The following is a 26,631-nucleotide window of genomic DNA, read 5'->3' as shown; positions in this document are numbered from 1 at the left end:
CACCCGGAGTCTTCACCATGGCTAAGAGCAAACGGCTCGGCGAAACGCTGGTCGAACTGGGCGTCATTTCCAACAAGGAAGTCGAGAAAGGTCTCGACCACGCCAAGGTCAAGCGCATTCGCCTGGGCGAGGCGCTGATCGAGCTCAAGCTCTGCAACGAGAGCCAGGTCTACAAGGCCCTGGCGATGCAGCACAACTTGGAGTACGTCGACGTCACCCGCGGCGACGTCCCGCCGAACGCCACGCAACTGATCGGCGAAGACCTGATCCGCAAGTACATCATCCTGCCGCTGGGGCTGGAGGGCGGCGGCCGAGTCCTTCGGGTGGCCGTCCACGACCCGCTCGACCTGGAGATGCAGGACGTGCTGCGCATGCGGCTGGGTAAGAACATCAAGCCCATCCTGACGCCGCGCAGCCACATCAAGGCCGTCATCGACGAGATGTTCAACCTCACGTCGAAGATGACGATCGACCAGACGGTCGACAAGAACCTCAGCTCGATGGACAAGACGCTCGACCGGTCGCTGGACAAGTCGCTCGACTCGTCCATCCGGTCGATCGATAAGTCGATCGACATGGACAAGATGGGCGGCGACGGCGACGACGCGGCCCAGGCCCCGATCATCAAGCTCGTCCAAGGGATGATCGCCGAGGCCGTCCGCAGCCGGGCGAGCGATATTCATATCGAGCCCATGAAAGACCGCGTGCAGGTCCGCTACCGCATCGACGGCGAGTGCGTCGTTCGCGACCGCATCCCGATCAAGATGAAGGGTGCGATGATCAGCCGTATCAAGATCATGGCCGGCATCGACATCGCCGAGAAACGCCTTCCGCAGGACGGCCGAATCAAACTGCAGGTCGACAAGGCACAGATCGACTTTCGTGTCAGCACGCTGCCGTCGGTTCATGGCGAGTCGTGCGTGCTGCGTATTCTTCGGCCGGACTCGGTGCGTATCGGCATCTCGAACCTGGGTTTTGAGGAAGAGGACAACAAGGCGTTCCAGAAGATCATCAAGCGGCCGAACGGCATTTTTCTAGTGACGGGCCCGACCGGTAGCGGCAAGACGACGACGCTGTACGGCGCGCTCAACGAGCTCAACCGCCCCGACCGCAAGATCATTACCGCCGAAGACCCGGTGGAATACAACTTCACCGGCATCAACCAGTGCCAGGTGCGCGACAGCATCGGCCTGACGTTCAGCAAGGTGCTTCGCGCCATGCTGCGACAGGCCCCGAACATCATTCTGGTCGGTGAAATTCGAGACTTGGAGGTGGCCGAAGTCGCCATCCAGGCGGCGTTGACGGGTCACCTGGTGTTCAGCACGCTCCACACCAACGACGCACCGGGCGCGATCACGCGTTTGATCGACATGGGCGTCAAGCCGTTCCTGGTCGCCTCGGCGTTGCAGGCGGTTATGGCGCAGCGGCTGGTGCGGGTGCTGTGCCCCAAGTGCAAGCAGCCCGACTCCGAACCCGACGAGATGTGGCTGAAGCTGATCGGCATCAAGCCGGAAGACCGCAAGGACAAGACGCTCTACAAGCCGCGCGGCTGCGAGAACTGCAACAGCATCGGCTTCCGCGGCCGGCTGGGCGTGTTCGAGATGATGTCCATGAACAGCGAGATTCGAAACCTCGCCTTCGAACGGGCGGCGACCAACAAGATCCGCAAAGCCGCCCTGGCCAGCGGCATGAAGAGCCTGCTCCAGGACGGACGGTTGAAGGTGATGAACGGCACCACGACGGCCGAGGAAATCGTGAAGGTGGCGCAGGTCGAAGGAATCGTGACGTAGGGTCCGCCTCGGCGGACGCGAAGCGCGTCGCGGGTGAGACATCGAGACATCGTGGCGTCTGCGTCCGCCAAGGCGGACCCTGCGGACCACGTACTTTTCGCGAGTTTGTTCTATGGCATCAACAATCCAAATCGATCGCCTGCTCGAAACCGTCGTCCGCACCAAGGCGTCCGACTTGCACCTGGCCGTCGGGCGTCCGCCGGTCATCCGTCTGCACGGCGGACTTCGCGACCTTCAGACCAAGGTCCTGGAGGCCGAAGACACCGTCGCGCTGATGAAGTCCATCACCCCCGAACGCGTCCAGCAGGAGTTCGAAGAAACCGGCTCCGGCGACTTCGGGTTTGCCTACGGCGACAAGGCCCGTTTCCGCGTTTCGATCTTCAAACAGCGCGGCAACGCCAGCATGGTGCTCCGGCAGATCCCCAACAGTATGCTCACGTTCGAGCAGATCGGCCTGCCGAAGATGGCCGAACAGATCTGTCGCCGCCCGCGTGGCTTGTTCCTGGTGACCGGGCCGACCGGGTCGGGCAAATCGACGACGCTGGCGTCGATGATCAACTACATCAATATCAACTTCGACCGGCACATCATCACGATGGAAGACCCGATCGAGTTCTACCATTACCACAAAAAGTCGATCGTGGTGCAGCGCGAAGTGGGCGTGGACGTGCCGAGCTTCGCCGAGGCCATCCGCCGTGCCCTGCGTCAGGACCCGGACGTGATCCTGGTCGGCGAAATGCGAGACGTGGTGACGATCGGTGCCGCGGTGTCGGCGGCCGAAACGGGCCACTTGGTGTTCGGTACGCTGCACACCAACGGCGCCGCGAGCACCATCAGCCGTATCATCGACTCGTTCCCGTCCGACCAGCAGGAGCAGATCCGGGTGCAGATCGCCAACAACCTGATCGCCGTGCTGAGCCAGACGCTCTGTCCACGCGTTGATACCGAAGGCCGGTGTGCGGCGTACGAGTTTATGTACGTGACGCCGTCGATTCAGAACCTGATCCGCGAAAACAAGACATTCCGCATCGACTCCGACATCCAGACGGGCAAGCGTTACGGCATGCAGTTGCTGGACGACAACCTGTGGGGTCACTTCACCGCTGGGCGTATCAGCGGCGAAGAGGCGGTCGACAAGAGCCGCAACCCCGGTGCAATGGTCGACAAGATGGAGCGGCAGGGCGTGTTCCTGAAGAACAAGGACGACTTCGGGCTGCCGGAAGATGAAGGTGACGGCGGCGCCCCGGCGGCCAAGAAGCCGGGCCCACCGGCCCCGCCCGGAGGCCAGAGCGACGCCGAACGACAGGCCGCGATGGCCGCCAACCGCGCCCGCATGCAGGCGATGGCCAAGAAGTAGTGCTGAGTATGAAGTGGAGTACGGAAGCGATCGATCGATAGAAGCACGGACTGGCGTGGACCCCAAGAATGCACTGGCACTTAGTACTCCGTACTGAGTACTACCAAGGAACGAACTGATGTCACGTACCGATACGACCACAGGACTGACGCCCGGCGGAGCCCCTGAGCAGCCGAACAAGCCCACTGTTGCCGGTCAGCCGGCGGCGAACGGCAACGGCAATGGCGAGGCCGGCAAGGTCGCGCCGATCGCCCGTCCGCAAGCCGGGCCGGCGCTCGGGCAGCCTGCCGGTCCGCGTCTCGGTCAGCCCAGCGGCCCGACATTGCGTCCGGCCGGCGCGGCACCGGTCCTTCGTCCGCCCGGCAGCGCGCCTGCCGTACGCCCGCCGGGCGTGGTTCCCCCGGCCAACGGCGGCATTCCCGTCGCCGGCGCCCCGGCGACGCTGCGACCTGCTGGCGCTCAGCCCGCAGCCGGTACGCCGGGCGTGAATCCGGCAGCTTCGTCCCGCCGGCGCGCCAGGCGTTAATCCCGCGCTTCGGCCTCCCGGCGCCGCCCCGGCCGGCCTCCGTCCGCCCGGCAGTGGCCCGGTCCTTCGCCCGCCGGGACAACCGGCCGGCGTGCCCGGTGGTGTGGCGCGTCCGCCGTCGGCGGCCCCGGCCACACCGGCACCCCTCGGACCCAATGGCATGCCGCCGATCAGCGAGCTTAAGGCCCGCCCGATCGGTCGCGTGCTGGTCAAGATGGGCCGCGTCACCCGGGAGCAGGTCGTCGAAGCACTGACCTTCCAAAAGAGCAAAGGCGGCGCGCTCGGCCGCATCCTGGTGGATCTCGGCTACGTCAAGGAACAGGACCTCAACCTGGCGCTGGCGGCCCAGCGTGGTTATGAGTTCGTCAGCCTGGAAAACAGGAACATCTCGAAGGAAACCCTCGCCGCCGTCCCGGCGCAGATCGCCACCACCCAGAAGGTCTTTCCGATCGAGTTCGACCCGGCGGCCAAGAAGCTCGTGGTCGCGATGGCGAACCACGAAAACTTCCGCGCCCTGGACGACCTGCGGCAGCTCATGGGCTACCAGGTCGAGGCCGTCCTCGCCGACGCCGAAGCGATCGACAAGATCATCGCCAAGCACTACAAGGCCGGCGCGGACGACATCAAGAACCTGATGAGCGATCTGGCCAACGACCCGGACCTCAAGAGCCTGGAAAACCGCGGCGAATCGCTCGACCTCGAAAGCATCAAGGGTGCCGCCGACAGCAACCCGGTCAAGAAGCTCATCAACCTGGTGCTGCTCCAGGCGATCAAGGACAAGGCGTCGGACATTCACTTCGAGCCGTTCGAGAACGAGTTCAAGATGCGGTACCGCATCGACGGCGTGCTCTACGAAATGATGCCGCCGCCGGCCCATATCGCCCCGGCGATCAGCAGCCGCGTGAAGGTCATGGCGAACCTCGACATCGCCGAGCACCGCATGCCGCAGGACGGGCGTATCGAGCTGAACGTCAACAACATGCCGATCGACCTTCGTGTCGCCGTTCTGCCCACGATGTTCGGCGAGAGCGTCGTCATGCGTGTGCTCGACCGCGGCAACGTCAACCTCGACCTCGACAAGCTGGGCATGCGCGAAGAAGAGCTGCTGGCGATCCGGCAGCTCACCAAGAAGCCCAACGGGATCGTGATCGTGACGGGGCCGACGGGTTCCGGTAAGACGACCACGCTGTATTCGGCGCTCCGCGAACTCAACGACCCCAGCACCAAGCTCATCACCGCCGAAGACCCGGTCGAATACGACATCGACGGCATCATTCAGTGTCAGATCGAGCCGAAGTTCGAATTGACGTTCGGCAAGATTCTTCGCTCGATGCTGCGTCAGGACCCGGACGTGATCCTGGTCGGTGAAATTCGCGATAAAGAAACCGCCGAAATCGCCGTGCAGGCGTCGCTCACGGGTCACCTGGTGTTCAGCACGCTGCACACCAACGACGCCCCCAGCGCCATCGCGCGTATGCTGGACCTGGGCCTCGAGGCGTTCCTGATCACGGCCACGCTGGAAGGCATCGTCGCCCAGCGCCTGGTGCGTAAGATCTGTGCCAAGTGCAAGACCGAGTACACCCCGACCGAAGAGCAGCTCATGGAACTCGAGCTGCGGACGGATGACGTCGTCGGCCAAACGTTCTACTACGGCAAGGGCTGCGACAACTGCAATAACACCGGCTACAAGGGCCGAATGGGCCTGTACGAGATCATGACGTTCGACGACGACCTGCGCGACCAGATCGTCGCGCACGCCAGTACGCAGGTCCTGCGACTGGAAGCCAAGAAGCGGGGCATGCGAACGCTGCGTCAGTCGGGTTTGATGGCAATCTTCGACGGCGCGACGACGATCGAAGAAGTCGTCCGCGAGACGCTGACAGAAGAGGGGTAGTCGAAGGAATGGGCGTAGACACGAAGGCTCTCAGGCACGTAGATTCGGGCAAGGCACGACGCACGGCGTTTTGTGTTTCCCTGAGCGACTTTGTGCCTCTTGCCTTCGGGCCTCCCTCTCGCACACCATGAGCGATTCAAACCCCATCCGCGTGCTGATCTGGCACGAGTATCGTCATGAGAAGGTCAACCCTGCCGTCGCGGCGATCTACCCCGACGGCATGCACAACGCCATCGCGCGATACCTCGCGACCGATGCCTCGCTCGTCGTCGAAACCGCAACCCTCGATGAACCGGGTCATGGCCTCTCCCCCGAGCGCCTGGCCAATACCGACTTGCTGATCTGGTGGGGCCACATGGCCCATGGTGAAGTCGCCGATCCGGTCGTCGACCTGGTGGCGGGCGAAGTGCATCGCGGCATGGGCGCGGTCTTCCTGCACTCGGCGCACTTTTCAAAGCCGTTCAAGAAGCTGATGGGCACCGGCTGCGATCTGAAATGGCGTGAAGCCGACGACCGGGAGATCCTCTGGGTCACCCGGCCGGGCCACCCGCTGGTAGATGGGATCGACGATCACATCGTCCTGCCCGCTGAGGAGATGTACGGCGAGTTCTTCGACATTCCCGAGCCCGAGCAGACGGTCATGATCAGTTCATTCAGCGGCGGGGAGGTTTTCCGCAGCCTGATGACGTGGACGCGCGGGGCCGGACGAGTCGTTTACTTCCGCCCGGGACACGAGACCTACCCGAGCTATCACCACGAAGGGGTTCTGCGCGTGATCCGAAACGCCTGCCACTGGGCGGCGCTGCGTGGACGCGTCATTCAGCGGTTCGGCAGGCACGACATGGGGTGGGTGAATGGCGCCTGAATCTACACGGCTTCCCGTTGGGTAAAGCCGGTGGTCTGGTAGCCGGTGTCGTTCACCGCCGCAACGAGATGGCTGACCTGGACGCGCGAGGCATCAAACAACACCGAGGCCTGCCCGGAGTTGAAATCCACCTCCACTTCGAACACCCCCGGGATCGCCGAAAGTGCCTTGGTGATCGCAATCTCACACTTGTGGCAATGCATGCCCTGGATGGCGATCAGGACGAGTTGGTCCTTACTGACATCGGTAGACATAACGCCTTCACCTCCTGCTCGACCTGCCGCCGACCGTACCGCCTATTGTACGGCGAGTCTTCCGCCCTGTTTCGCATCCACGACTCTTGCCCCCCATCGTAGCCGAATTCCGGGTCGTCCGGCCAGTGCGAAGTTGGCGGGGCGTTGGTGGCGAATGCCCCTGTCCCTCGGTGCGTGCTCCCGGAAACACAAGTGATTAACGCAAGGACGCCGACCGGCCAAGCGTTCTATTGCCTATGGGCGGCCTCCCTGGCCTCTCGGCGTTCAGTCCGGTTGACGTCCTTTGCCCCATTCGGACATATTGGGTCGCGGGGGCGTCGCAGGATAAATTCGAAGTCACGGTAGACCGCTGATTGGGAGGGGTCCTATCCTTCGGCATTAACGAAGCCCGCAACTTCCGGCCCACCCCTCCCCGAACTCGGGCCGGAACCCATAGCCCGCATCAGGCGTCACGAAAGTGACGCCTGGTGTTTTTAACGGATTATCGTGGATCAGCCGCCGAAGAGCGTCCGGTTGATCGACATGCGAATGTTGTCGTAGGCGAAGGGGTCGTACCCGACTGCCTTGAAGATCCGGTAGATCACCAACGCGAAGCGTTCGCGGACGGGGTCGGTCCCCAGCACCATAAAGAGGATGGTCAACGAGATGTAGTTGTACGCCGGCACGGCAAACCGCTCCTGCACGTCCTTCGACAGATAAGGACTGATCGCGTGAAACCCGTCGAGCGGCGGTACGGGGAGGAGGCTCAACAGTACGGCATAAATCTGCAGGAAGGTGATCGACGCCACCACCTGCTGGGCGGGCGACCATTCAGAGAACATGCCGCTCTCGGGCACCCAGCCCACCTTCGGATGCAGCGCGATCGCGCCCGCGGCAAAGATGAGCAGGTTCATGGCCGGCCCGGCGAGCGCAACAGCGGTTTCCCATCGTTTGCTGCGCAGTAGGTCGGTTCGAATATAGGTCGCCCCGCCCGGGAGCGGGACGCCGCCCATCATCAGGAAGATCGCCGGCATCACGATGCTGAAAACGGGGTGGATGTATTGGAGCGGATTGAGGGTCAGGCCCCCGCGTTCGCCGATCGTGTAGTCCCCGCCCCAGTGTGCGACAATTCCATGGCCGAACTCGTGCAGGACCACGGTCATGAGCCATCCGACCAGGACGGCCAGAAAGAGCGGGTTCTGGAAATCCGGCCCGGCGGCGAGCACATGCGGCATACCCGAAGCGTAGAGTCAGGTTGGTTCCCGGGCAAGCAATGAGAGCCAGCCGAAAGAGGCATCACCACGGAGACACGGAGGGTGGCTTGGATCCTCTGCGCTTCAACTGGGGTGGCGATGGCCAGGGCGAACTCAAGGACAATCGACTCTCTGAAGCACCAGGCCTCTTATCTCGCGGGCAGCCTGGGTCGCCTGGCACCCCTTCGTGTCTCGGTGCCTCCGCGGTAATTCTTCTGCCGGGCCCTGCCCCGAGGCAGCGTCGCGGCCGACGCGCAGATTCCCGGTCCGTCGCATATGATCCCCCACCGCAATGATCGTCCTCATCGATAACTACGATTCGTTCACCTATAACCTGGTCCAAAAGCTGGGCGAGGTGTCGCCCGGGCTGGAGATTCGCGTCTTCCGCAACGACAAGGTCACCGTCGACCAGGTCGAAGACCTCAAGCCGACGCACGTCGTCATCTCGCCCGGGCCTTGCACGCCCAAAGAGGGTGGCGTTTCCAACCAGATGATCGTCCACTTCGGACCGAAGCTGCCGGTGCTCGGCGTTTGCCTGGGGCACCAGTGCATCGGTTTCATGGCCGGAGCGATCGTCGAGCGGGCGGCCAAGCTTATGCACGGTAAGACCGACCTCATCCATCACGACGGCCGGACCTTGTACGAAGGCATGCCCAATCCCTTCACCGCGACGCGGTATCACAGCCTGATCATCCGCCAGGGAACGCTCCCGCCCGAGTACGAGATCAGCGCCTGGACCGCCGACAACGAGATCATGGGCGTGCGGCACAAGACCTGGCCGCTGGAAGGCGTGCAGTACCACCCCGAAAGCTTCCTGACGGAAAAAGGCGAGCGACTGCTGGCGAACTTTTTGAAGAAGTGAGTGGAACCGATGTTCCCCGGTTAGCGGTCGCACCGCAGGTGCACTCTTCGATCGATTCACAATGCGAAGCGTGCACCTGCCGTGTGACCGCTCATCGGGCCGCTACACCTCCACCACCTCAAACATCTTCATCCGATACCCGCTCCCGATATTCACCGCTTCAAAGTGATCCACCCGCGCCCGCGCCGGGAAATGGCTGTGGCCGCAGAAGACCCGCGAGTCCTTCGCATGCCGCCGCAGCATCGCACCCATCGCCGGGCTTCCCAGGAACGCGCCGGCGAACGCCTTTCCGGTGACGACATGCTCCGGCGGCTTGGGCGGCATGAGCTCGGCCAGCGGCACGTGATGAACGCCAACGATGACGCGGGTGACGGTCGGGTCAGCGCCCAGCGCCGTCAGGTCGCGATTCAGCGCCGCCATCCGCTCGGCCAGGAACTGTTCGTCGGTGCGGTGCAGCTTTACATGCCGGCCGTCATTCCACCGGGCGGCGACTTCCATGCCGGCCGGGGAGATGTCGTCGGTCCTCTCCAGCAGATAGGCGTATTCGGTGAAGCGAGTGGCGGCGGCCGGAGAGATCTTCTGTTCGTAAAACCGCCGGGGAATGCCCAGGTGCGGCAGGGCAAAGCCGTAGTCGTACCAGCCGACGGAGCCGGCGACCGCGACGCCGTTGCCGAGGACGACCGGCGATTCTTCGAGCCAGTGCCAGCCGAGCGATCGCACGCGGGCAGGCAGCTCGTCGGTAAACAATCGATGGCTGTCCGGCCCGCGCGTCCAGAGTTCGTGATTGCCGGCGACGACCAGCTTCGGTCCGGTGAAGCTGAACAGAGACAGGCACTGTTCCAAGTCGTCGCCGTCCCCGGCCGCCGTGTCCCCGACGATCAGGACGGCGTCGCCTGGCGCGGCCTCGGCGTTCATCCGCGCGATGACCTCAACGGCCAACGGCTTGGAATGGCGGTGGTTGAAGTGCAGGTCGGCGGTGACGAACAGACGCATGGGCGGACCGATTGTAGCGCGGTCCGGTGCGGATCGGTGAGTCGTCGGTGTGGCATGGGCAAGTATTCTTGCCCGTGGGCGTCGGACTCGAAGTGGGTACGGGCATGGTGCCACGGGTCGCCGGTACTCCGGAGACCCGTGTGCAGGTCAACTCGCGCACGGGTCTGCGGAGTACCGCCGACCCGTGGCACCAAAACGTGTGCTTGCAGAAGGGTGTGGAAACGCCGCTGAAGAAACTCAGGCTTCGCCCGAGATCATTTAAACCCGCGCCGCCGCTGCCGGCTGTAGCGGGCGAGGGAGTCTTCGATGATCGGATACGCCGCCTTGGCGGGCTGGATCTCGTCCACCTCGACCGCCTTGCCTTCCAGTTGCTTGTAGTCCTGGAAGAACCGCCGAAGCATCGTCAGCTTGTGCGGTGGCATCTCGACGGCCTCGGTGAAGCCGGCGTATTCGGGGTCATCCGCGGCGACGGCGATGATCTTGTGGTCCTTCTTCCCCGCGTCGATCATCGTCATCAGCCCGATCGTCCGGGCTTTGACGAGTGTCAGCGGAACCACCGTCTCCTGGCAGAGCACCAGCACGTCGAGCGGGTCATCGTCCTCGGCGAGCGTCTGCGGCACGAAACCGTAGTTCGCAGGGTAATAGACCGCGGAATACAGGACGCGATCGAGCTTGATGAGACCCGAGTTCTTGTCCAGCTCGTACTTCACGCTGGACCCGAACGGGATCTCAATAATCGTGTTAAACGCCTGCGGGATGTCCTCGCCGGGGTTGACGTCGTGCCAGGGATGAATCATTGCGGAGTCTCTCTAAACTGCCCTACTTGTCCATCTTAGTATCGGCAGCAAGGGGAGGGACCGCAACTTGCGGTACAGAAAGACGATGAAACGAAGTTGCGAGGTGTTAAGGGCCACGAACGAGAGCAGGCACGGCCCGATAAGCCGGTCGTAGGCATCGGCGTGGCCGAGCTGCTGCGAAGACGAAGAGAACGCGAAGTCGCGAAGGCACGAAGAAACGCGAAGAAAGACCTCAACTCAGACTTGGCCTTCGCGTCTCCTTCGTGCCTTCGCGCCTTTGTGTTCTCGTCGGCTTGGCTGCCGAGCCTGTCGGCCGAAACCGCTACGCCGGCTGGATCGTCTTGGGCTTCATGCTTGCCAGCCAGATGCCCAGCTCGTAGAGCAGGATCAGGGGCACGGTGAGCCCGAGCATGGACGGGATGTCGCCGCCGGGGGTGATCACCGCCGCGGCGATCGCGAGGGTGAAGTAGACGTACTGCCGGATCGCCTTGAGCGTCTCCAGCGGCACCACGCCAATGCGGGCGACCGCGAGCACGACCAGCGGCAACTGGAACGAGATCCCGAAGATCAGCAGCGACGACATCACCAGGTCGATGTAGCTCGACAGCTTGATCTCGGTCGCCAACAGGTTATTGCCGTTGACGGAGATCGTTCGCACCTGGCTGTCCACGTAGACTTTCAGCCGTTTGAGCTTGGCGTCGTACCAGACATCGCCGTTGGCTGCCGATTTGGGGTTGCCCTGAAAGCTGGGGAACTTGATCGGATTGCTGCTGCTGTCGACGAAAGCCGGGGGCGTTTCTGCGTCGACAAAACTGCCGGGGATCTGAAAATTGTTGTTAAAGCCGACGAGGAATGACAACGTCCAGGGCAGGATTAGGAAGTAGACGAACAGCATGCCGGCGATCAGCAATGCGATGCTCAGCGGCAGAAACTTGGTGACGTACTTGCGCTCGTGCGGGTAGAGGCCCGCGGCGACGAACTGCCAGATCTGATAGGCAATCCAGGGGGCACCGACAGCGGCCGCGCTGATCATGCTGATCTGGATGAACACCATGAACCCTTCGCCGGCTTCGTCGACGATGAGCTGGGTATTGATGTTGTTCTCGCCCAGCGCGCGGACCACCGGCAGGCAGAAGTAGCTGACGACCGTATCGCCGAAGAAGAACGCCGCGATCAGCAGGATGATGTATCCCCCCAGCGCCAGGAACAGCCGCACGCGCAGCTCTTCCAGGTGCTCGCCGAGCGTCATGCGGTAGTCGTCGGGATTGATCTTGGCTTTCGCCGCGTTCTTATCCGCAAGTTGTTGGGTGGCGACAGCCATGGCGTGCCTTGTAAGTCGGACCGACAGGGAGAGATACGCAACGCTCGGCGGATGTCAACGCCGGGCAGGGTTCGCCGGGTAGCGACAGCCCGGCCAGCGTTGTTTCGCAAAACGGGGAACGCGGGACGAATCGTTCACTTGGGCGTGTCGCGGACGGCGATCGCCTTGTCGTCGGGGGTGTCGGTATGGCTGAGGTTCAATCCGTTCATGCCGGCCTTAAACTCGCGGAACGCCTGGCCCATACCGCGGGCCGCGCCCGGCAGCCGCTTGCCGAAAATGAGCAGCGCGATCAGGCCGATGACGATCCACTCGTAGCCGTTGGGCAACGAGAACGCGAGCGTGTAAACGGAAGCGGAGGGAACCAGAACGGCGGGGGAGGAAGCGAACAGCATGGCCGGACTCCTGGGAAAAATCGCTGAGGACCAACGACATCGCCGCCGCAAACACGGCAGGTGATGGCGTCCAATCCCGCGATCTCAGTCTCGGCTAGCGGTTCGGACAGACGGAAGTTACGCCCATTATACCCCGGGCCACCGACGAATGTTGGCCGGAAGGGGAAGAAATCTCATCGCGCCTCATCGGGCGATGTTAACCTGAGTAGTACGTTCGCGAGCCGTTCGACCCCTTTTGGGGAGATGCAAGGTCGGGCGCGAATCATGGTCGCCTGTTCAGATTGGAGCCACCCATGCACCGCCCGATTCCACTCTTTGCGTTGATCGCTGTCGCCTGCCTGACTGCGGTCGTGTCGGCCGAGAAAGTGGTCGTCGTTGCCGGTGGCGGCACCGGCGGCAGCGGGTCGAAAGCAACCGATGCCAAGCTGGGACAGGTTTTCGGCGCCCAGTTCGACCCAGCCGGCAACCTCTGGGTGGTCGAATACAGCAACCGGCTGTGGAAGATCGACACCGCCGGCGTGATCACAGCCGTTGCCGGGGACGGGACCAAGGGGAACAAGGGAGACGGCGGCCCGGCGACGGCGGCGCAGCTCAACGTCCCCCACTCCCTCGCAATCGATAAGAAGACCGGCGACGTCTACATCGGTGACACCGGCAACTACACCGTCCGCAAGATCGACGCCAAGACCGGCATCATGTCCACCTTCGCAGGCACCGGGACCAAGGGCACCAGCGGCAACGGCGGGCTGGCGTCGGCGGCGACTTTTGGCGGGCTGTACTGCGTGCAGTTCGATCCGCAGTGCGAGCACCTGGTGCTGGCCGATCTCGATCACAAGCAGGTTCGGGTGATCGACATGAAGACGGGCAAGGTCACCCTCGCCGCCGGCAACGGGCAGCGGGGCGCGCCCGCCGACGGGGCCGATGCCGCCGCATCGCCCCTTGCCGACCCCCGCGCCGCCGCGATGGACGCCGCCGGCAACCTGTACATCCTGGAGCGTGGCGTCAACGCGCTGCGTGTCGTCACGCCGGACGGCAAGATCAAAACCGTCGCCGGCAGCGGCAAGAAAGGCAGCGGCGGCGACGGCGGCCCGGCGCTGGCGGCAGAGATGAACGGCCCGAAGCACATCTGGGTGGAAGCCGACGGCAACGTGCTGATCGCCGACGCCGAGAACCACCTGATCCGCCGGTATGACGTCAAGACGCAGAAGATCGAGCGCGTCGCCGGCACCGGCAAGGCTGGCACGGCCGGCGTAGGCGGCGACCCGAAGCAGGCGGAACTGAAGCGCCCCCACGGCATCTACCAGTCGCCGGACGGGACGCTGTACATCAGCGACAGCTACAACGGGCGGGTGCTGCGGATTGAAAAGTAGGACAATTGAGAGTTGGGCGTCTTACGTCGGCGTTACGGAGCCTGCACGGACGACCGCGCCGCACTCCGGGCAGCGGTCGCGGGTGGCGCGGAGGTCGTAGCCGCACTGCGTGCAATGGCCTGTTCGCCGCGCCGCCGAATGTTTGCGAGCCCGTTGGGTCCACCGCCAGGTGGCGATCAAGGGCAGCAGACCAGTGATGGCGACGAGAAAGTTGAAGGGCACGCGCAGCGAATGCCGGCGAGTCGTCGAGGGTGCCTCGGACGGTTGGTTCTGAGTTTCCTCGGCGAAGAAGTGCAGGTCGATCGCCGCCTCCCATGGCGTGAGAGCTTGCCGGCCGATCGCTTCTAACTCGAGGGTCGACTGGGTGGTCAGCGACCAGTGGTGGCTCCAGCCATCGAGCTGATGCGACTCTGGCGGAACTGCAGTTCTTGGAGGGTCGTATCGCGTGTCGATCCGCGCACAGTAGAGCCGGCCGTTGCGCGACTGGGCGAAGAAGCGAAGGTCCCGCCCGGGTTCAATGTAGCGAATGCGGAAGACGTCTGAAATGGAATTACTGCGATGCCACCAGGCACAGAACCCAATGCAGGCGAGTAACGAGGCGACCGTGGCGGCGGCGACTGTCGCTCGCGCGAGCCGCTTGAGAAAGTTCCTTCGGCCGGCAGGCATGAGAATCGGCCAAACGTAAAAGTGCCTGACTCCGTTGAGCTTCGTGCCGCCTGCAACCGAACGTTACCGGGCGTCGCCAAGCAGCGGCAATTGGACTCGTACGCTGCTATCCGCCCCGTCGTCAATCCCCGGCGCGGCGCCGATGAACTGCTTGTCGATCTGCTTCACGTTCCGCATCGGCGGCTGGGCCAGGGGCTGAAGGTCGGGGGCGTCGGCGCCGTCGTGACGCTTGAGGATGTTGTAGTACTGGTCGCGCTGCGACGGCACCCAGCCGGCGTCGCGGATCAGGCGGCAGATGTCACGCTCGGCCAGGCTGTAGGTCGTGCCGGCGGCGCTGACGACGTTCTCTTCCATCATGATGCTGCCCATGTCATTGGCGCCGAACATCATCGCCAGTTGGCCGACCTTCGGGCCCATCGTCACCCAACTGCTTTGCAGCGACGGGACGTTGTCGAAGTAGAGCCGTGCGATCGCGAGCATGCGCAGGTATTCGTCGGCACCGGCCATCCGGACGACGCGGCCGCGGAGGATGTCTTCGTTGGTGCTGTCGTCGAACGGGCCGTAGGTGTCGGGATCCCATTCCTTGGCGCGGCCGAGCGGCGTGTTTTCGCGCTGGAAGGGCCAGTGGATGAAGGCGGTGTAGGAGCCGGGCGCGGACGCCACCTCTGCCGGCTTGAACGCCGACCGTTCGAAGATGCCGGGCCACCGGCTGATGCAACGTCGGACAACCCCGGACAGTTCGCCGTGACCCGATAGCGCGCGGGCGTAGTCCTGCATGTCGCGGATTGCTGCCATGTGTTCGATCCGTTCGCGGACGAACTCGATGTGGCCGATCAGCATCGTCGCCGAGGTGTTCAGCCCTTCCTCGTGCGCAACGCGCATGACGCGGAGCCAATCATCGCCGCTGGCCTTGCCAATGCCGATGCGCTTGCGGACGCGGGGCGCGAAGATCTCGCCGCCGCCGCCGGGGATCGTATCAAGGCCGGCCTTGTGCAGTCGGCGGATGATGTCCCGGACGTCCATGTTGAAGAACCGCTCGAACTCCACGAACTCCGGCGGGCTGAAGGCGTGGATGTGAACGGTTGGGAACGTGCTCTTGATGTACCGCAGCAGGTCTTCATACCACTCGATCGGCAGGCGGTCGTTCATGCCGCCTTGCATCAGGATCTGCGTGCCGCCGATCGCGACGAGTTCCTTAATTTTTTCGCCGATGGTGTCGTAGGTCAGCGTGTAGGCGTCGGAATCTTCGTGATCCCGGCGGAACGCGCAGAACGTGCACTTGGCCGTGCAGACGTTGGTGTAGTTGATGTTGCGATCGATAACGTAGGTGCGGTAGTCCTCGGGGTGCAGCCGCAGCGTGACGGCGTGGGCCCACTGGCCCAGGTCGTGCAGGCTGGCGTTGGAATGCAGCTCGAGCGCCTGCGCATCGGTCAGGCGGGCCTTGCCGGAAATGACGTCGTCGATATTGAAGGAGAGCTTGGACATCGGGGTTTGGGGTGATTGTTTCAGAAGTCTATGAAGCAGGGAAGCGGGTTCAAGCGAATCGGACTGCCGTCGGCCCTGTTTCACGGCTTATGAAAGACCTGGTCGGCGGCGTAGCGATGCGCTTTACCTAGGTCGCAGGTGCCGTCTGTGCCGCGGCTTGGGCTTCCTCGGGCGTTTCCTTTTCCTTGCCGTCGAGCAGGCAGGCGACGTTCATATCGCCCATGACATTGATCGCCGTCCGGCAGCGGTCCAGGAACCAGTCCACCGGCAGCAGGAATGGGATATAGGTGGTCGGGAGGTCGACGGCGGTGAACACCAGTGTCATGGTGACCAGCCCGGCCTCGGGAATGCCGGCCGCCCCGACCGACGCGATGACACTAGTCAGCACGACGAGAATCTGTTGTCCGAAGGACAACTCGATCCCCAGCATCTGCGCGACGAAGAGCGCCGCCATCGCCTCGTAAAGTGCGGTGCCGTCGTTGTTGAAGTTACTGCCGACGAGCGCACCCAGGCTGGCCGAGCGCTCCCGCAGGCCGACGCCGTTGCGCAGCCGCTCGTAGGTGACTGGCATGGTCGCGGTCGAGCTGCCGGTGCTGAACGCCATGACCAGTGCGTCTCTTGTCTGCTGAAGGAGGAACGTCGGATGGATCCAGGTCTTCCACTTGATCCGCCCGAGGTACCAGGTCGCCTGCAGCGCCAGCGCCACCAGGACGGCGATGACGAAGACGCCCAAGGCGACGAAGGGCTTGTAGCCCTTGGTTCCCAGGATCGCCCCGACCTTGCACAGCACCGCCAGTGGCACCAGCCAGATCACCCAGTGCAGCACAACGATGATGGTGTCGAACCCAGCTTCGATCAGGTCTTCGACCATCTCCCGTCGACGGTCCTTGAGCTTCCGTGCGGCCATGCCGAACGTGAGCGCGACGATGACCACGCCGATCACGCGGCCGCTGACCAGCGGCTCGAGCAGGCTGACCGGGATGTTTTCGAGCAGTTGCTTGACGATGTCGACATCGCCGACGCCTTTCGGCGGGGCCGTTCCGCTGCCATGGGCGAAATGGCCGGGCCGGATGACGTTCGCGACCAACAAACCGACGCAGATCGCCACCAACGTGTTGACGAAGAGCAGGAACACCATGTAGGCACCCTGGCGTCCCTCGACCTTGGCGGTCAGCAGTGCGCGGACGATGGCCAGCAGAATCAGGGGCGGTGCCAGGGCTGCCAGAAACTGAATGACGTACTTGGCGAACAGATCCATGCCGCCGGCAACTACCGCGGCCACCGGTCGGCTCGGCGGTGCGACCGCCGGCCTAGTGGACGGCTGGGTGGCAGCCGACGCTGTTTGAGGCTGGGGCGAAACTTGGGTTGCTGGGAGGGAGGTCGCGACGGCCTCGGCGTTTGCCGCCGGCTGGGTTGCCGGCAAGGTAGTCGGCTGGGTGGCGGGTTGCGCGGTCGCCGGCGGGGCATCAGCCGCGCCGGCCAGATTCAGGATCGTTCCGATCACCACGCCGAGCACAAGCCCGACCACGATGCGGAGGTAAAGCGGAACGCGGTCATAAGCCGCGAAAGCCCGCGAAATCGGGCCCGGCCCGTCGGTCGGATCGGTGGGATTGGCATCGTCCGGTGTTTGCATCGGCTGCGAGTCTTAACCGTTCACCGCACAAAAGGCATCAGGAAATTGTCATCCTCAGGACGACAAGGCAGCCATGCCCGCAAGCGCCGACCAAAATCGGCACTAACCCATGTTTTACATTCACGTAACCGAAGGCTATCGCGAGGCATCTACGCTGACACCATGCCACGAGCTACGACCGCCGCTCGACGACCGTCTTTTCCTCGTCCCGACCGCCTGCTGAGGCTCGACCTGCCCAAGGACAGGTTCCTCGGCAAAGCCCTGGGCCATCGGTCCATTGCGTCGCTGGAGAAGGCGTTCGGCCTCGACCAGATCAACGCGCTCTACGACGGCGCCGTCGCCCAGGGCCCGGTTGCGCCCGGCGGCAGGGGGTATCGCGAGTTCATCGGGCGCATCCTGGCAGCGCTCAACGTCAAGCTGCGCATCGCGAAGGAAGACCTCGCCCGCATCCCCAAGAAAGGTCCCTTCGTCGTCGTCGCCAATCATCCGTTCGGCGCACTCGATGGCCTGATCCTGTCGGCGGTTCTTTCGGAAGCCCGCGACGACGTGAAGGTGATGGCCAACTACCTGATCGGCCGTGTTCCGGAACTGAAGGACCTTTTTCTGCTCGTCGACCCGTTCCAGGGCGAAGGCGCCGCCGGCCGAAACATCGGACCCATGCGGCAGAGCCTGCGCTGGCTCAAGGACGGGCACGTGCTGGCGGCTTTCCCCGCCGGCGAAGTGGCGCATCTGAAACTCTCAAACCTGAAGAACCCCGAGGGGCCGGTTACCGATCCGGCGTGGAACGGCACGATCGCCCGCATCATCACCCGGGCAGAAGTGCCGGTGCTGCCGGTGTACTTCGACGGCCGCAACAACGCGTTGTTCCAGGCCGCCGGCCTGATTCACCCCTTGATCCGGACGGTGCTGCTGCCGCGGGCGTTCCTGGGCAAGCACGACAGCGAAGTGACGCTCCGCGTCGGCTCGCTGATCCCGGCCAAGAGAATCGCCGATTTCGAGTCCGAGCAGCAGGTCACCGATTACCTGCGTCGTCGAACGTTCCACCTGCGCAACAGCGGTCCGCGTCCCTCCATTGCCGAGTCTTCGGCGGCGACGCCGAATGCTGCTTCGGACACGGCGGGATCGACGCAAGCAGTCAGCGCCGTCCCCGATGCTTCGCACAAGCAGCCGATGCCGGGTGCCAAGTTCGCCAAGTCCGCGTTTCGGGCGATGCAGATCATGCGGGCGCGATTTCCGTTTGCCCACCAGCCCAAGACCATGGAGGAAATCATTCCCCCGGTCGATCCGGCACTGATGGAAGCCGAGATGGCCGCGCTGCCGAGAGAATCGGCACTGGTCGAGCACGACGGCCTGGTCGTGATCGACGCAAAGGCATCGCAGATCAGGCTCATCCTGCGTGAGATCGGCCGCCTGCGGGAAATCACCTTCCGCCAGGTCGGCGAGGGCACCGGCAAAAGCCTGGACCTGGACACGTTCGACTACGACTACCGCCACCTGTTCATCTGGAATCGCCAGGCGCGGGAAATCGTCGGCGCGTACCGGCTGGGGCAGACGGACCTGCTGCTGCAGGCCAAGGGGCGGCAGGGTCTCTACACCAGCACGCTGTTCAACTACAAGGCCGAGCTGCTGAACCGGCTGAATCCGGCGCTGGAGATGGGCCGGAGTTTCGTCCGCCCCGAGTACCAGAAGTCCTACTCGCCGCTGCTGCTGCTCTGGAAGGGCATCGGACATTTCCTTGTCCAGAACCGACAGTATCGATACCTGTTCGGACCGGTGAGCATCAGCAACAGCTATCAGACGGCGTCGCGCGAGATCATGGTCAACTTCCTGAAGATGCACCACGCCATGCCCGAAGGCGAAACGCTCGCCGCCCCGAAGAACCCGTTCAAGCCCAAACGCCCTCTGCGGCTGGGCCTGGGCAAGTGGGACGACGAAGGGATCCGTCGGCTGCTTCAGGACGACGAAGAAGTGTCCAACCTCGTCTCCGACCTCGAGCCCGACCAGAAGGGCATCCCCGTTCTGATCCGGCAGTACCTGAAACTGGGTGCCAAGTTCCTGGCGTTTAACGTCGATCGCGACTTCGGCGACTGCCTCGACGGCCTGATCGTCGTCGACCTGCTGCACACCGAAGCCAGGGTCCTCGAACGCTACATGACCAAGCCCGGCTATGCCGACTTCGTGGCGCACCATCGCGGAACGGCCACGTCACCCCAGGCGGCCAAGGGTCAGCCGGTCGGATCGCACTGAGTGCGGCGATCGCAACGACGGCCGGTTCACGCCGCAGTCATTCAGTTACGTCTTCGCTCGCCCCGGGGCAGCTGTGCTGGGGCGGTCTCTGGCCGCCCGTCTTTTTGCGAGCCAACCAACCCACAACCTTCGCGCTTCAGCCTTGCCTGACTTCGGTCGGGGCATAGACTGATTTGAGGGTCTCACTCTTCATTTCAGTCCCTTCTTCGGATCTTCCATGAACCGACGCACCGTCCTCCGGTCCCTGCTCGCTGCCTCGGTCGGCTCGGCGATTCCGCGTCAGTGGAGTGTCGCCGCGGATGCCGGCAAGCCGGCCGACGCCTCCAAGGCCGTCGAACAAGCCCACGCCGAAACCTGGCGACGGTTCATCGACAAGCATGGCGTCATGGTCGATTTCACCGACCTCGACGGCAGCATCAACCTCCCGACGCCTGAAGAATGCCGCGAAGGCAAACCCAACGCGCTGGGCTGGTATCAGCCGATCGAGAACGGCGCGATGTTCAACGGCATGTACTTGGATGCGGCGGTCCTGCGCTGGCAGGAGTCGGGCTCGGCCGACGACGCCGCCAAGGCCCGGCGGCTGATGGAAGGTCTGCTGTTCCTCAATTCGATCAGTGACGTCAAAGGCTTTGTCGGCCGGGGTGTCAGCAGCGACGGAAAATCACACTATCCCATGGGATCGAACGACCAGACAATGCCTTGGTATTTCGGCCTCTGGCGATACCTCGAGTCCGGCCTGGCGACGAAGGACGAGCGCCAGCGGATCGTCGCGAAGCTGGTGGAGACGACCGGCGTCATCGAGCGATTGGGCTGGAAGATGCCCGCGGAGCAGCCGTTCGGCACTCGCGGCAGCTTCGCTGGATTCACCTTCGATACGGCACCCCGGCAACTCTTCGTGCTCAAGCTCCTGCATCGCGTGACCGGTGACGACGCATGGGAAGAAAAGTATCGACGGGCGATCGACGAGCGAGGCGGGAAGGAGAAGCAGAGCCGATTGGAAATCTGCCGCAAAGGCATGGTCTTCGACTACGCCAGAACGCATAACTGGACCTCCTGCACGGCCGTATCGGCGATTCGCGGGCTTTGGGAGATGGAGTCCGACCCGGCGTTGAAAGCCGACTACGTCACGGGCCTCAAGGCCAGCGCGGCACTGGCGTCCGAGAGCCTGGCGATCGGTACGCAGTTCGACCACCGCGATCCGTCCACCTTCAGCCAGGACTGGCGCAAAGCGATGATGCCGCTTTGGAAGCCGCAGAAAACGGAGCAGGAAGCGCAGGAACTGGCCAACGCGCAGCTGAGGGAGTTCATGAAGATCTCGCCACGCCGCCAGAAGGAGACGGCGTGGGTTCGCGAACCGACGTCGGCGGCATGGATCGTCACTCTCTGCCCCGACGCCCAGACCGTTCGGGCTCACGCCGAAGTCATCGAACGCATCATCGCGCACTATGACTATTCGAAGCTGTATTACTGCACGTTCTTCTGGGTCGAAGCGGCGTGGCGACGGTTGAAAGCGCTGCCGCGGTAGAAGGGCGGCGATCAAGGCGGGTCGGCGGGCCTGACACGATCACGCGAGGCCGGCGCGCTTGCGCAGCGCCCATTCCGCCCCCAGGCAGCCGACCACAAAGACGAACAGCCAGGGGCTGTCCCACAGACTCCATTCGACGACGCGCGGTCGCTGGTCGGCGGCGGCGGCGAGCAGGCCGGGGACGGCGGCGAGCTGGTCCAGCTTCAAGAGCCGACCGCCGGTGCTCTCGGCCATCCGCCGCAGGCGATCGGGGTCGCCGGTGAGGTTCTTCATCTCAAGTTCGAGGCTCGGCTGAATCAACAGCGGGACCACCGGCCACGACAGGTCCGAAGACGTTCCGGCCAGGCGTACCTCGAAATGTCCCGGCGGCAGATCGCCGATCGCAACGCGTGTCCGGCCGCCCCCGTCGGCGATGCCGGGAAGCCTGATCACGCGGATCGGCTCGGGTGCTGCCAGAAGCGGTGAGGGCAACAGGGGCGCGCCGGGACGCAACTCCGATGAAGGGGTCACCGACGCCGATGGAACAGCCGACGGCGTGCGATGGCGCGCTCGGTCCAACGTGTCATCCACCTTGTAAACCTCAAGACGGAGGTCGTCGCCGATCACCTGGGGCCTGGTTGACGCAGTCGCTTCCTGTGGCAGCACGCGGACGCGGGCGTGGATCGACATGCCGGGGGCAGCGGCAACCTGATCGATGTCCAGCGCCAGCCGACCGGTCTGCGACGCGTACGGCTCCTCGGCCGCGTAGCGGACGAACTGCCGCCAGAAACGCTCCTGTTCGGCGTCGCCTCCCTTGCTCCGCCAGCGCCAGGTTTCGTGCGTGCCGACGAAGAAACACCGGCCAGCGCCCGGCTTCATCTCGGTGACGACGGCCTGGTTGGTTTCGGCGTCGCGAAGAATCGTCCGGACGCCCGGCCGGGGCACCCGAACCGGGAATACACGCCAGGCGCCGGGCAAATCCTGCCAGCGGCGGTTGGCCAGGTCCGCGTCCGACAGCCGGAGCAAATCCGATCGCAGGAACTCCGGACCGGGTGTGAGCCGTATGCTCGGCCGATCGCCGGGCCATTGTCGCCAGGCGGGTTTCTTCTCGAGCTGCAGGTTGAAGGGCAGCAGCGCCGACGCCAGCGGCTGATCGACAAAACTGGCCGGGTTGAAGCCGGGTCCGGCGACGACGATCAGGCTGCCGCCGCGCTGGGTCACCAGCCGATCGACGGCATACCACTGTTCGCGGTCCAGTGCCTCGACCGGAAGGTCGTACAGAACCAGCACGTCCTGGGCGAGGATCTGCGCCGGCGACAAAGGCACGCGCGGCCTGCCAGGATCAAGCACGCCGGACTCGATTGCGAACCAGTCGCGCCGTCCCAGCGCCGAGCGGAGGTACTGAAAATCCCAGCCGGCAGAGCCGGCATATGCCGCGACGCGAATCCGCTCGGGCAGCACCTTCACCCATCGCCGAACGGTGTTGTTCTCCGCGCTGACTTCCCCTTCCGCCGGCGGCAGACGGACCACCAGTTCCGTGACACCGGGATGATCGATCCGGACGGCGAATTGCGCATAGGCGCTGCCATCGGTCGACTTGGCGTTGACACCGGGCTTTTCGATCGCGGCGGGGGAGAGATCGGCGGGGTCGTCGCCGCCCGCAATGGTCAGCCGGACGGCCGCCGGGTCGGCGGTGATGCCGCCGGCACCGCGCACCCGCGCCCGCACCAGGATCGTCTCGCCGACGAACGCCGCCGGCGGCGAATCGACATCCAGCACCGCCGTGTCGCGAGGCGGCTGGAGGCCGGCAGCGGCGACGGTGATCAACGGCACGCCCGGCGGCAGCGCCGCGGCGGCATTGCCGGTCGAGCCGCCCACCTGCTGTCCGTCGGAGATCACCAGTACGCCTCTGACCGGCCGCCCCTCGGTCGCTGCCAGCGCCGCCGTCAGCGCCCCAGCGATGTCGGTGGTCGTGCCCACCGGCGTGATCGGCATAAGTGTGGACGTCCAGACAACCGGCGGCCTTTCTGCCGATACCGAAGCAGGCGCCTCGGGGTCGGCTTCGCCGGTCGGCTCGGCCGGCCGCGTGGCCGACGCCGGCGCGGGGGCGATCGACGGCATCGCGGCCGCCGACTGGTCGAACGCGAACAGCAGCACTGGCGTATCGGCGCCGAGCCGCGACAGAAGCCCGCCGGGCCGGACCATCGCCTCGGCGGCCATCTCGAGCCGGGTGCGCTTCTCCAGTTCGAGGCAGACGGCGCGCACGGCGGGATTGCCGTCATACAGTTTGCGGTCGGCGACATCCTGAAAGCGGGTCATGGCGGCGGCCGCCTGGTCGAGACGGCGGCGCGTCTCGGCGATCCACGCGCCCCGGAGGTCGGCCGGTGGAAGTTCGGCGAGCGGCTTGAGTTTGTCCTGGACGGCCGCCGGGCTGCCCGGTCCGGCCTCTGCCGCGCCTGCCAACCCCAGCAGCCTTGCCGCCAGCAGGCGGCCGAGCTGTCGGCTCTCCTCGACACCCTTGTGGACGCGCGCCTCGGCGGCCTCGATTCCGCGACCGGAGACGCGGGCGTAATCCAGATCCCCCTGGGCACGGATCGCCTGCCCGACCGACGCCTGCAGTTGTTCGAACTCGGCCGCGATCGCCGCGGAGGACTCGGCCCGCGCGCCCGCCGGCAGCAGGCCCAGGGCGTCGGCGAGCGACACCAGGTCGGCCGGCCGCCGGCCGCCATCAGCGATGCCCATGCTCGCCGAGCGGTCGATGAGGACGATCAGTGCCCCCTTGTCCTCGGCCGGTCGGGCTCGCAATGCGACCGGCCGCGCGACCGAAATCGCCAGTGCCGAAAATGCCAGTAGCCGCAGCAGCGGAATGACGTATCGCCACGGACGTCGCACCAGCCGCACCTGGCCGGGGTAATACCAGAGGACCGCGGCCGTCAGCGCGGCACCCAGTCCCAAGACCAGCGGCAGCAGCCAGGGCGACTGCCATCGCACGGGCAGTGCCTGAAGGAGGATGGGAAGGGTCGATGGCACGTCGTGTTGGGTTGAACATCGAACATCGAACGTCGAACGTCGAATATCGAATATCGAATATCGAGTCTACAGCCTCTTTATGCTTCGGCCGGGTCGGTCCGGCTCCAGTTCCGTGACAGTTTCATTTCGAGTAATCCCAAGATCAGAACCGCGCCGAGCAGCCACACCCACAGCTCCAGGGGTGCCGGTAGTGCCGTGGCGGCGGCGATGGGGGTGACCGCCGGGTCCAGCCGGGTCAGTTCCAGACGACTTTCGAGGTGCTGCCAGTCGGCCGGGGTCAGGGATTCCAGATCAGATTCGTCGCGCGGCGCGGTGACGGTGTATTGAAGGGTGACCGTCTTTCGGCCTGGGTCGATCAGCCGCGCGACATACAGGCCGGGGGTTTCGGTATCGCCGAAGCGCGCCACCGTCTGCCCGCCGACGCGCGTCACTTCCGATGCCCGTTCTTCGGGCGCGTCGGGCGGCTTGACCCGGAGCACCGAGCCCTCGGCGGCATCTTCGATCGGCAGTTCGATCGGTTCCCCGGGCGCGAGGTTGAACCGCCGGGGCGGCCCCTCACCCAGGTACCGGGCGGCCGACTGGACGAACGGCAGGTAGAAGCTCGTCATCGGAAGGGTGCTCCAGTCTTCCCCCAGCGAGGTCGTCATCAGCAGCAGCTTGCCGCGCCGCTGGGAACTGGAGACCGACTCGATCAGGAAGGGTTCGCCGGTCGCGTAGCGCATCAGCACCTGCGCCTGCGGGCCGAGGCGATCGACCGGGAAGTATTGGCCGACCGACACCGGCAGCAGCGCGTCGGGCCGTCCGCCGAGGAACTTGAGAATCGGGTGCGTCGCTTCGAACCCCAGGAGCGTGGTCTGCATCGATCCGTCGAACGGGGTCGCCTCGGCGAGCGACGCCGCCAGAATGCCGGCCCCGTCGCGAAAGAGTGCGACGTCGTACGCCGTCGGCCGCGACAACTCGCCCGGCGCAATCAGTACGCCGCCGCCGTCGTAGACGAACTGTTCGATCGCGACGGCCTGTGCATCGGTCAGTTGTTCGAGGCCGGCCAGGATCACTGCCTGGAACGCCGACAGGCGAACCTCCCTGGTTTCGCCTTTCTTGTCGCCCGGCGTGCGAACGAGCGCGCCGGCCCAGCGCTCGGCGGTGACGGCCTCCACGACGCACGGATCGGCGAGCTTCTTCTTCGACGCCTTGTAAGGCGCCAGTGCGGCCGCAAGGTATTGCCCCACGTGTGTTCCCGCGGGCATGGCATCGTCGTCCTTGGCGTTGGGACGGTCGGCCGGGTCGTCGCCGGTGACGACCAGCACCCGGATCGGGTCCTTCACGTCAATCACCAGGTCGAGCCGGTCGTCCTCGACCAGACCGCGCGGCTTGACCGTGGTCGGCGGCGGTGCGACGCCCGGCGGCGTGCGGTTGAGTTCCGCGGTGATCAGGTGGGTGCCGGCGTCCGGCAAGCCGGCGGGGATGCTTACGCGGAAGGTCGCCGTGCTGTCGGGCGCCAGATTGACCTTCTGGTTGAAGATCGGCCTGCGGTCGGCGGTCACCAGCAGAGGCAGTGCCGCCCACTGCACCGGCCCCTGGTTCTGCACCTTCACTTCAAACTCCACCGGCTGGCCGACCACCGCCGGTGCGTTGATCTGCTCGACCGACTTGACCAGGACATTTTCGCTCTCGGGTGACCCGATGGGAATGCAGACGACTCTCGCGATCACCCCGGCGCGATCGAGTCTCTGCCGCCAGGCGGCGGGCGTGTCGTTGGTGTCGTCCAGGACGTTGCGCCAGTTGGCGGCCTGGCGGTCGGTGATGACATAGAACGTCGCCGGAAGTCTGTCGCCGCGGTCGGGGCTGTCGGCCGGGGGTGCGATTGCTTCGAGCGCTTCGCCCAGCGCACGGTCCACATCGGCACGGGCGTAGGTGAGCTGCGCGGCTTCGATCCGCCGGCCCACGTCCCACAGGTCGCCGGTGGGAAGCCGCTCGGCGGGCGGCTGTGGCTGGCCCATCAGCACCAGCGAGACGCGGTCGCCGCGATGGAGGCTCAGCAGTTGCTTGGCGGCTTCGCGGGCCAGGTCCAGCCGCGAGTGGCCGTTTTCGTCGAATCCCATGCTCGCCGAGCAGTCGAGCAGGATGACCACCACGCCGCGACGGCCATCGGCAGTGGTCGAAGCAAACTTGCCGCGGATTTCCGGCCGGGCCAGTGCGACGGCAAGCAGCGCGACCATCAGCGCGCGGATCAACAACAGGAACCACTGGTGGAACTTGCGGCTGCGCGACTGCGAACCCCCGACCCCGTCCAGGAACATCATCGCGCCCCAGTCCACGCTGCGAAACCTCGCCCGGCTCAGCAGGTGCACCACGATCGGCAGCACTGCCACCGAGAGTCCGACGAGCATGAGGGGGTTCGCGAACATCAGTG

At 64.7% G+C, this 26,631-nt stretch carries 20 protein-coding genes; 9 read left to right on the top strand and 11 right to left on the bottom strand.

Features of this window, described 5'->3' with window-relative positions; all coding sequences use genetic code 11:
* Positions 1 to 17 precede the first annotated feature (17 nt).
* The 5 genes from IPV69_RS13255 (at position 18) to IPV69_RS13235 (ending at position 6,432) form a co-directional block, all read left to right on the top strand.
* Positions 18 to 1,790, top strand: coding sequence for a GspE/PulE family protein (locus tag IPV69_RS13255; protein WP_206295594.1), 1,773 nt, complete (start codon positions 18 to 20; stop codon positions 1,788 to 1,790).
* Between the two features lie 112 nt (positions 1,791 to 1,902).
* Entirely contained in the window at positions 1,903 to 3,147 is a 1,245-nt protein-coding gene (locus IPV69_RS13250; protein ID WP_206295593.1) for a type IV pilus twitching motility protein PilT, read from the top strand.
* A gap of 118 nt (positions 3,148 to 3,265) precedes the next feature.
* On the top strand, positions 3,266 to 3,673 hold the full coding sequence (locus tag IPV69_RS13245) for a hypothetical protein (protein ID WP_206295592.1): 408 nt from the start codon (positions 3,266 to 3,268) through the stop codon (positions 3,671 to 3,673).
* A gap of 160 nt (positions 3,674 to 3,833) precedes the next feature.
* Positions 3,834 to 5,567: a GspE/PulE family protein gene (locus IPV69_RS13240; RefSeq protein ID WP_206295591.1), complete on the top strand. Its 1,734-nt coding sequence runs from the start codon at positions 3,834 to 3,836 to the stop codon at positions 5,565 to 5,567.
* Between the two features lie 127 nt (positions 5,568 to 5,694).
* Positions 5,695 to 6,432, top strand: coding sequence for a ThuA domain-containing protein (locus tag IPV69_RS13235; protein WP_206295590.1), 738 nt, complete (start codon positions 5,695 to 5,697; stop codon positions 6,430 to 6,432).
* A 2-nt stretch (positions 6,433 to 6,434) separates the two neighbouring features.
* Here IPV69_RS13235 and IPV69_RS13230 read toward each other — a convergent pair whose 3' ends face one another.
* Together IPV69_RS13230 and IPV69_RS13225 are read right to left on the bottom strand one after the other, a co-directional pair.
* Entirely contained in the window at positions 6,435 to 6,686 is a 252-nt protein-coding gene (locus tag IPV69_RS13230) for a heavy-metal-associated domain-containing protein (RefSeq protein ID WP_206295589.1), read from the bottom strand.
* 491 nt (positions 6,687 to 7,177) lie between these two features.
* Positions 7,178 to 7,900, bottom strand: coding sequence for a site-2 protease family protein (locus IPV69_RS13225; RefSeq protein ID WP_206295588.1), 723 nt, complete (start codon positions 7,898 to 7,900; stop codon positions 7,178 to 7,180).
* Positions 7,901 to 8,210: 310 nt separating this feature from the next.
* On the opposite strand from IPV69_RS13225, the gene IPV69_RS13220 reads away from it, so the two are divergent.
* The gene (locus IPV69_RS13220) at positions 8,211 to 8,780 is read left to right on the top strand and encodes an anthranilate synthase component II (RefSeq protein ID WP_206295587.1); all 570 of its coding nucleotides are present in this window, start codon (positions 8,211 to 8,213) and stop codon (positions 8,778 to 8,780) included.
* Between the two features lie 102 nt (positions 8,781 to 8,882).
* On the opposite strand, the gene IPV69_RS13215 is transcribed toward IPV69_RS13220, so the two are convergent.
* The 4 genes from IPV69_RS13215 to IPV69_RS13200 all read right to left on the bottom strand — a co-directional run bounded on the left by IPV69_RS13215 (position 8,883) and on the right by IPV69_RS13200 (position 12,283).
* Complete coding sequence (locus IPV69_RS13215) at positions 8,883 to 9,773, bottom strand: metallophosphoesterase (protein WP_206295586.1); 891 nt, start codon at positions 9,771 to 9,773, stop codon at positions 8,883 to 8,885.
* 254 nt (positions 9,774 to 10,027) lie between these two features.
* On the bottom strand, positions 10,028 to 10,570 hold the full coding sequence (locus IPV69_RS13210; RefSeq protein ID WP_206295585.1) for an inorganic diphosphatase: 543 nt from the start codon (positions 10,568 to 10,570) through the stop codon (positions 10,028 to 10,030).
* Positions 10,571 to 10,892: 322 nt separating this feature from the next.
* On the bottom strand, positions 10,893 to 11,891 hold the full coding sequence (gene tatC / locus IPV69_RS13205; protein ID WP_206295584.1) for a twin-arginine translocase subunit TatC: 999 nt from the start codon (positions 11,889 to 11,891) through the stop codon (positions 10,893 to 10,895).
* Between the two features lie 134 nt (positions 11,892 to 12,025).
* Positions 12,026 to 12,283, bottom strand: a complete 258-nt coding sequence (locus IPV69_RS13200) for a Sec-independent protein translocase subunit TatA/TatB (RefSeq protein ID WP_206295583.1) — start codon at positions 12,281 to 12,283, stop codon at positions 12,026 to 12,028.
* 293 nt (positions 12,284 to 12,576) lie between these two features.
* On the opposite strand from IPV69_RS13200, the gene IPV69_RS13195 reads away from it, so the two are divergent.
* Entirely contained in the window at positions 12,577 to 13,653 is a 1,077-nt protein-coding gene (locus IPV69_RS13195; protein ID WP_206295582.1) for an NHL repeat-containing protein, read from the top strand.
* A gap of 21 nt (positions 13,654 to 13,674) precedes the next feature.
* Here the strand turns inward: IPV69_RS13195 and IPV69_RS13190 are convergent, their stop codons facing one another.
* The 3 genes from IPV69_RS13190 to IPV69_RS13180 form a co-directional block, all read right to left on the bottom strand.
* The gene (locus IPV69_RS13190) at positions 13,675 to 14,319 is read right to left on the bottom strand and encodes a hypothetical protein (protein WP_206295581.1); all 645 of its coding nucleotides are present in this window, start codon (positions 14,317 to 14,319) and stop codon (positions 13,675 to 13,677) included.
* 63 nt (positions 14,320 to 14,382) lie between these two features.
* Positions 14,383 to 15,804 carry a radical SAM protein gene (locus IPV69_RS13185; protein ID WP_206295580.1) on the bottom strand — a complete coding sequence of 474 codons (1,422 nt, stop codon included), beginning with the start codon at positions 15,802 to 15,804 and terminating at the stop codon, positions 14,383 to 14,385.
* Between the two features lie 127 nt (positions 15,805 to 15,931).
* Positions 15,932 to 17,437: a dicarboxylate/amino acid:cation symporter gene (locus IPV69_RS13180; protein ID WP_206295579.1), complete on the bottom strand. Its 1,506-nt coding sequence runs from the start codon at positions 17,435 to 17,437 to the stop codon at positions 15,932 to 15,934.
* Positions 17,438 to 17,599: 162 nt separating this feature from the next.
* Between IPV69_RS13180 and IPV69_RS13175 the strand changes: the two genes are divergently transcribed.
* A complete protein-coding gene (locus IPV69_RS13175) occupies positions 17,600 to 19,684 on the top strand; it encodes a lysophospholipid acyltransferase family protein (protein ID WP_206295578.1) in 2,085 nt (694 codons plus the stop codon).
* Between the two features lie 217 nt (positions 19,685 to 19,901).
* The gene (locus IPV69_RS13170; RefSeq protein ID WP_206295577.1) at positions 19,902 to 21,209 is read left to right on the top strand and encodes a hypothetical protein; all 1,308 of its coding nucleotides are present in this window, start codon (positions 19,902 to 19,904) and stop codon (positions 21,207 to 21,209) included.
* Between the two features lie 39 nt (positions 21,210 to 21,248).
* On the opposite strand, the gene IPV69_RS13165 is transcribed toward IPV69_RS13170, so the two are convergent.
* The gene (locus IPV69_RS13165; RefSeq protein WP_206295576.1) at positions 21,249 to 24,218 is read right to left on the bottom strand and encodes a hypothetical protein; all 2,970 of its coding nucleotides are present in this window, start codon (positions 24,216 to 24,218) and stop codon (positions 21,249 to 21,251) included.
* Between the two features lie 77 nt (positions 24,219 to 24,295).
* Positions 24,296 to 26,626, bottom strand: a complete 2,331-nt coding sequence (locus tag IPV69_RS13160; RefSeq protein WP_206295575.1) for a BatA domain-containing protein — start codon at positions 26,624 to 26,626, stop codon at positions 24,296 to 24,298.
* Positions 26,627 to 26,631 lie beyond the last annotated feature (5 nt).

This window comes from Humisphaera borealis (assembly GCF_015169395.1).
Classification (GTDB): domain Bacteria; phylum Planctomycetota; class Phycisphaerae; order Tepidisphaerales; family Tepidisphaeraceae; genus Humisphaera; species Humisphaera borealis.
This window is presented reverse-complemented; position numbering and strand designations above follow the sequence as displayed.

Bases quoted from the DNA above. Each gene is read 5' to 3' on its own strand.
- IPV69_RS13255 (WP_206295594.1), top strand. From the start codon at position 18: ATGGCTAAGAGCAAACGGCTCGGCGAAACGCTGGTCGAACTGGGCGTC.
- IPV69_RS13250 (WP_206295593.1), top strand. From the start codon at position 1,903: ATGGCATCAACAATCCAAATCGATCGCCTGCTCGAAACCGTCGTCCGC.
- IPV69_RS13245 (WP_206295592.1), top strand. From the start codon at position 3,266: ATGTCACGTACCGATACGACCACAGGACTGACGCCCGGCGGAGCCCCT.
- IPV69_RS13240 (WP_206295591.1), top strand. From the start codon at position 3,834: ATGCCGCCGATCAGCGAGCTTAAGGCCCGCCCGATCGGTCGCGTGCTG.
- IPV69_RS13235 (WP_206295590.1), top strand. From the start codon at position 5,695: ATGAGCGATTCAAACCCCATCCGCGTGCTGATCTGGCACGAGTATCGT.
- IPV69_RS13230 (WP_206295589.1), bottom strand. From the start codon at position 6,686: ATGTCTACCGATGTCAGTAAGGACCAACTCGTCCTGATCGCCATCCAG.
- IPV69_RS13225 (WP_206295588.1), bottom strand. From the start codon at position 7,900: ATGCCGCATGTGCTCGCCGCCGGGCCGGATTTCCAGAACCCGCTCTTT.
- IPV69_RS13220 (WP_206295587.1), top strand. From the start codon at position 8,211: ATGATCGTCCTCATCGATAACTACGATTCGTTCACCTATAACCTGGTC.
- IPV69_RS13215 (WP_206295586.1), bottom strand. From the start codon at position 9,773: ATGCGTCTGTTCGTCACCGCCGACCTGCACTTCAACCACCGCCATTCC.
- IPV69_RS13210 (WP_206295585.1), bottom strand. From the start codon at position 10,570: ATGATTCATCCCTGGCACGACGTCAACCCCGGCGAGGACATCCCGCAG.
- tatC (WP_206295584.1), bottom strand. From the start codon at position 11,891: ATGGCTGTCGCCACCCAACAACTTGCGGATAAGAACGCGGCGAAAGCC.
- IPV69_RS13200 (WP_206295583.1), bottom strand. From the start codon at position 12,283: ATGCTGTTCGCTTCCTCCCCCGCCGTTCTGGTTCCCTCCGCTTCCGTT.
- IPV69_RS13195 (WP_206295582.1), top strand. From the start codon at position 12,577: ATGCACCGCCCGATTCCACTCTTTGCGTTGATCGCTGTCGCCTGCCTG.
- IPV69_RS13190 (WP_206295581.1), bottom strand. From the start codon at position 14,319: ATGCCTGCCGGCCGAAGGAACTTTCTCAAGCGGCTCGCGCGAGCGACA.
- IPV69_RS13185 (WP_206295580.1), bottom strand. From the start codon at position 15,804: ATGTCCAAGCTCTCCTTCAATATCGACGACGTCATTTCCGGCAAGGCC.
- IPV69_RS13180 (WP_206295579.1), bottom strand. From the start codon at position 17,437: ATGCAAACACCGGACGATGCCAATCCCACCGATCCGACCGACGGGCCG.
- IPV69_RS13175 (WP_206295578.1), top strand. From the start codon at position 17,600: ATGCCACGAGCTACGACCGCCGCTCGACGACCGTCTTTTCCTCGTCCC.
- IPV69_RS13170 (WP_206295577.1), top strand. From the start codon at position 19,902: ATGAACCGACGCACCGTCCTCCGGTCCCTGCTCGCTGCCTCGGTCGGC.
- IPV69_RS13160 (WP_206295575.1), bottom strand. From the start codon at position 26,626: ATGTTCGCGAACCCCCTCATGCTCGTCGGACTCTCGGTGGCAGTGCTG.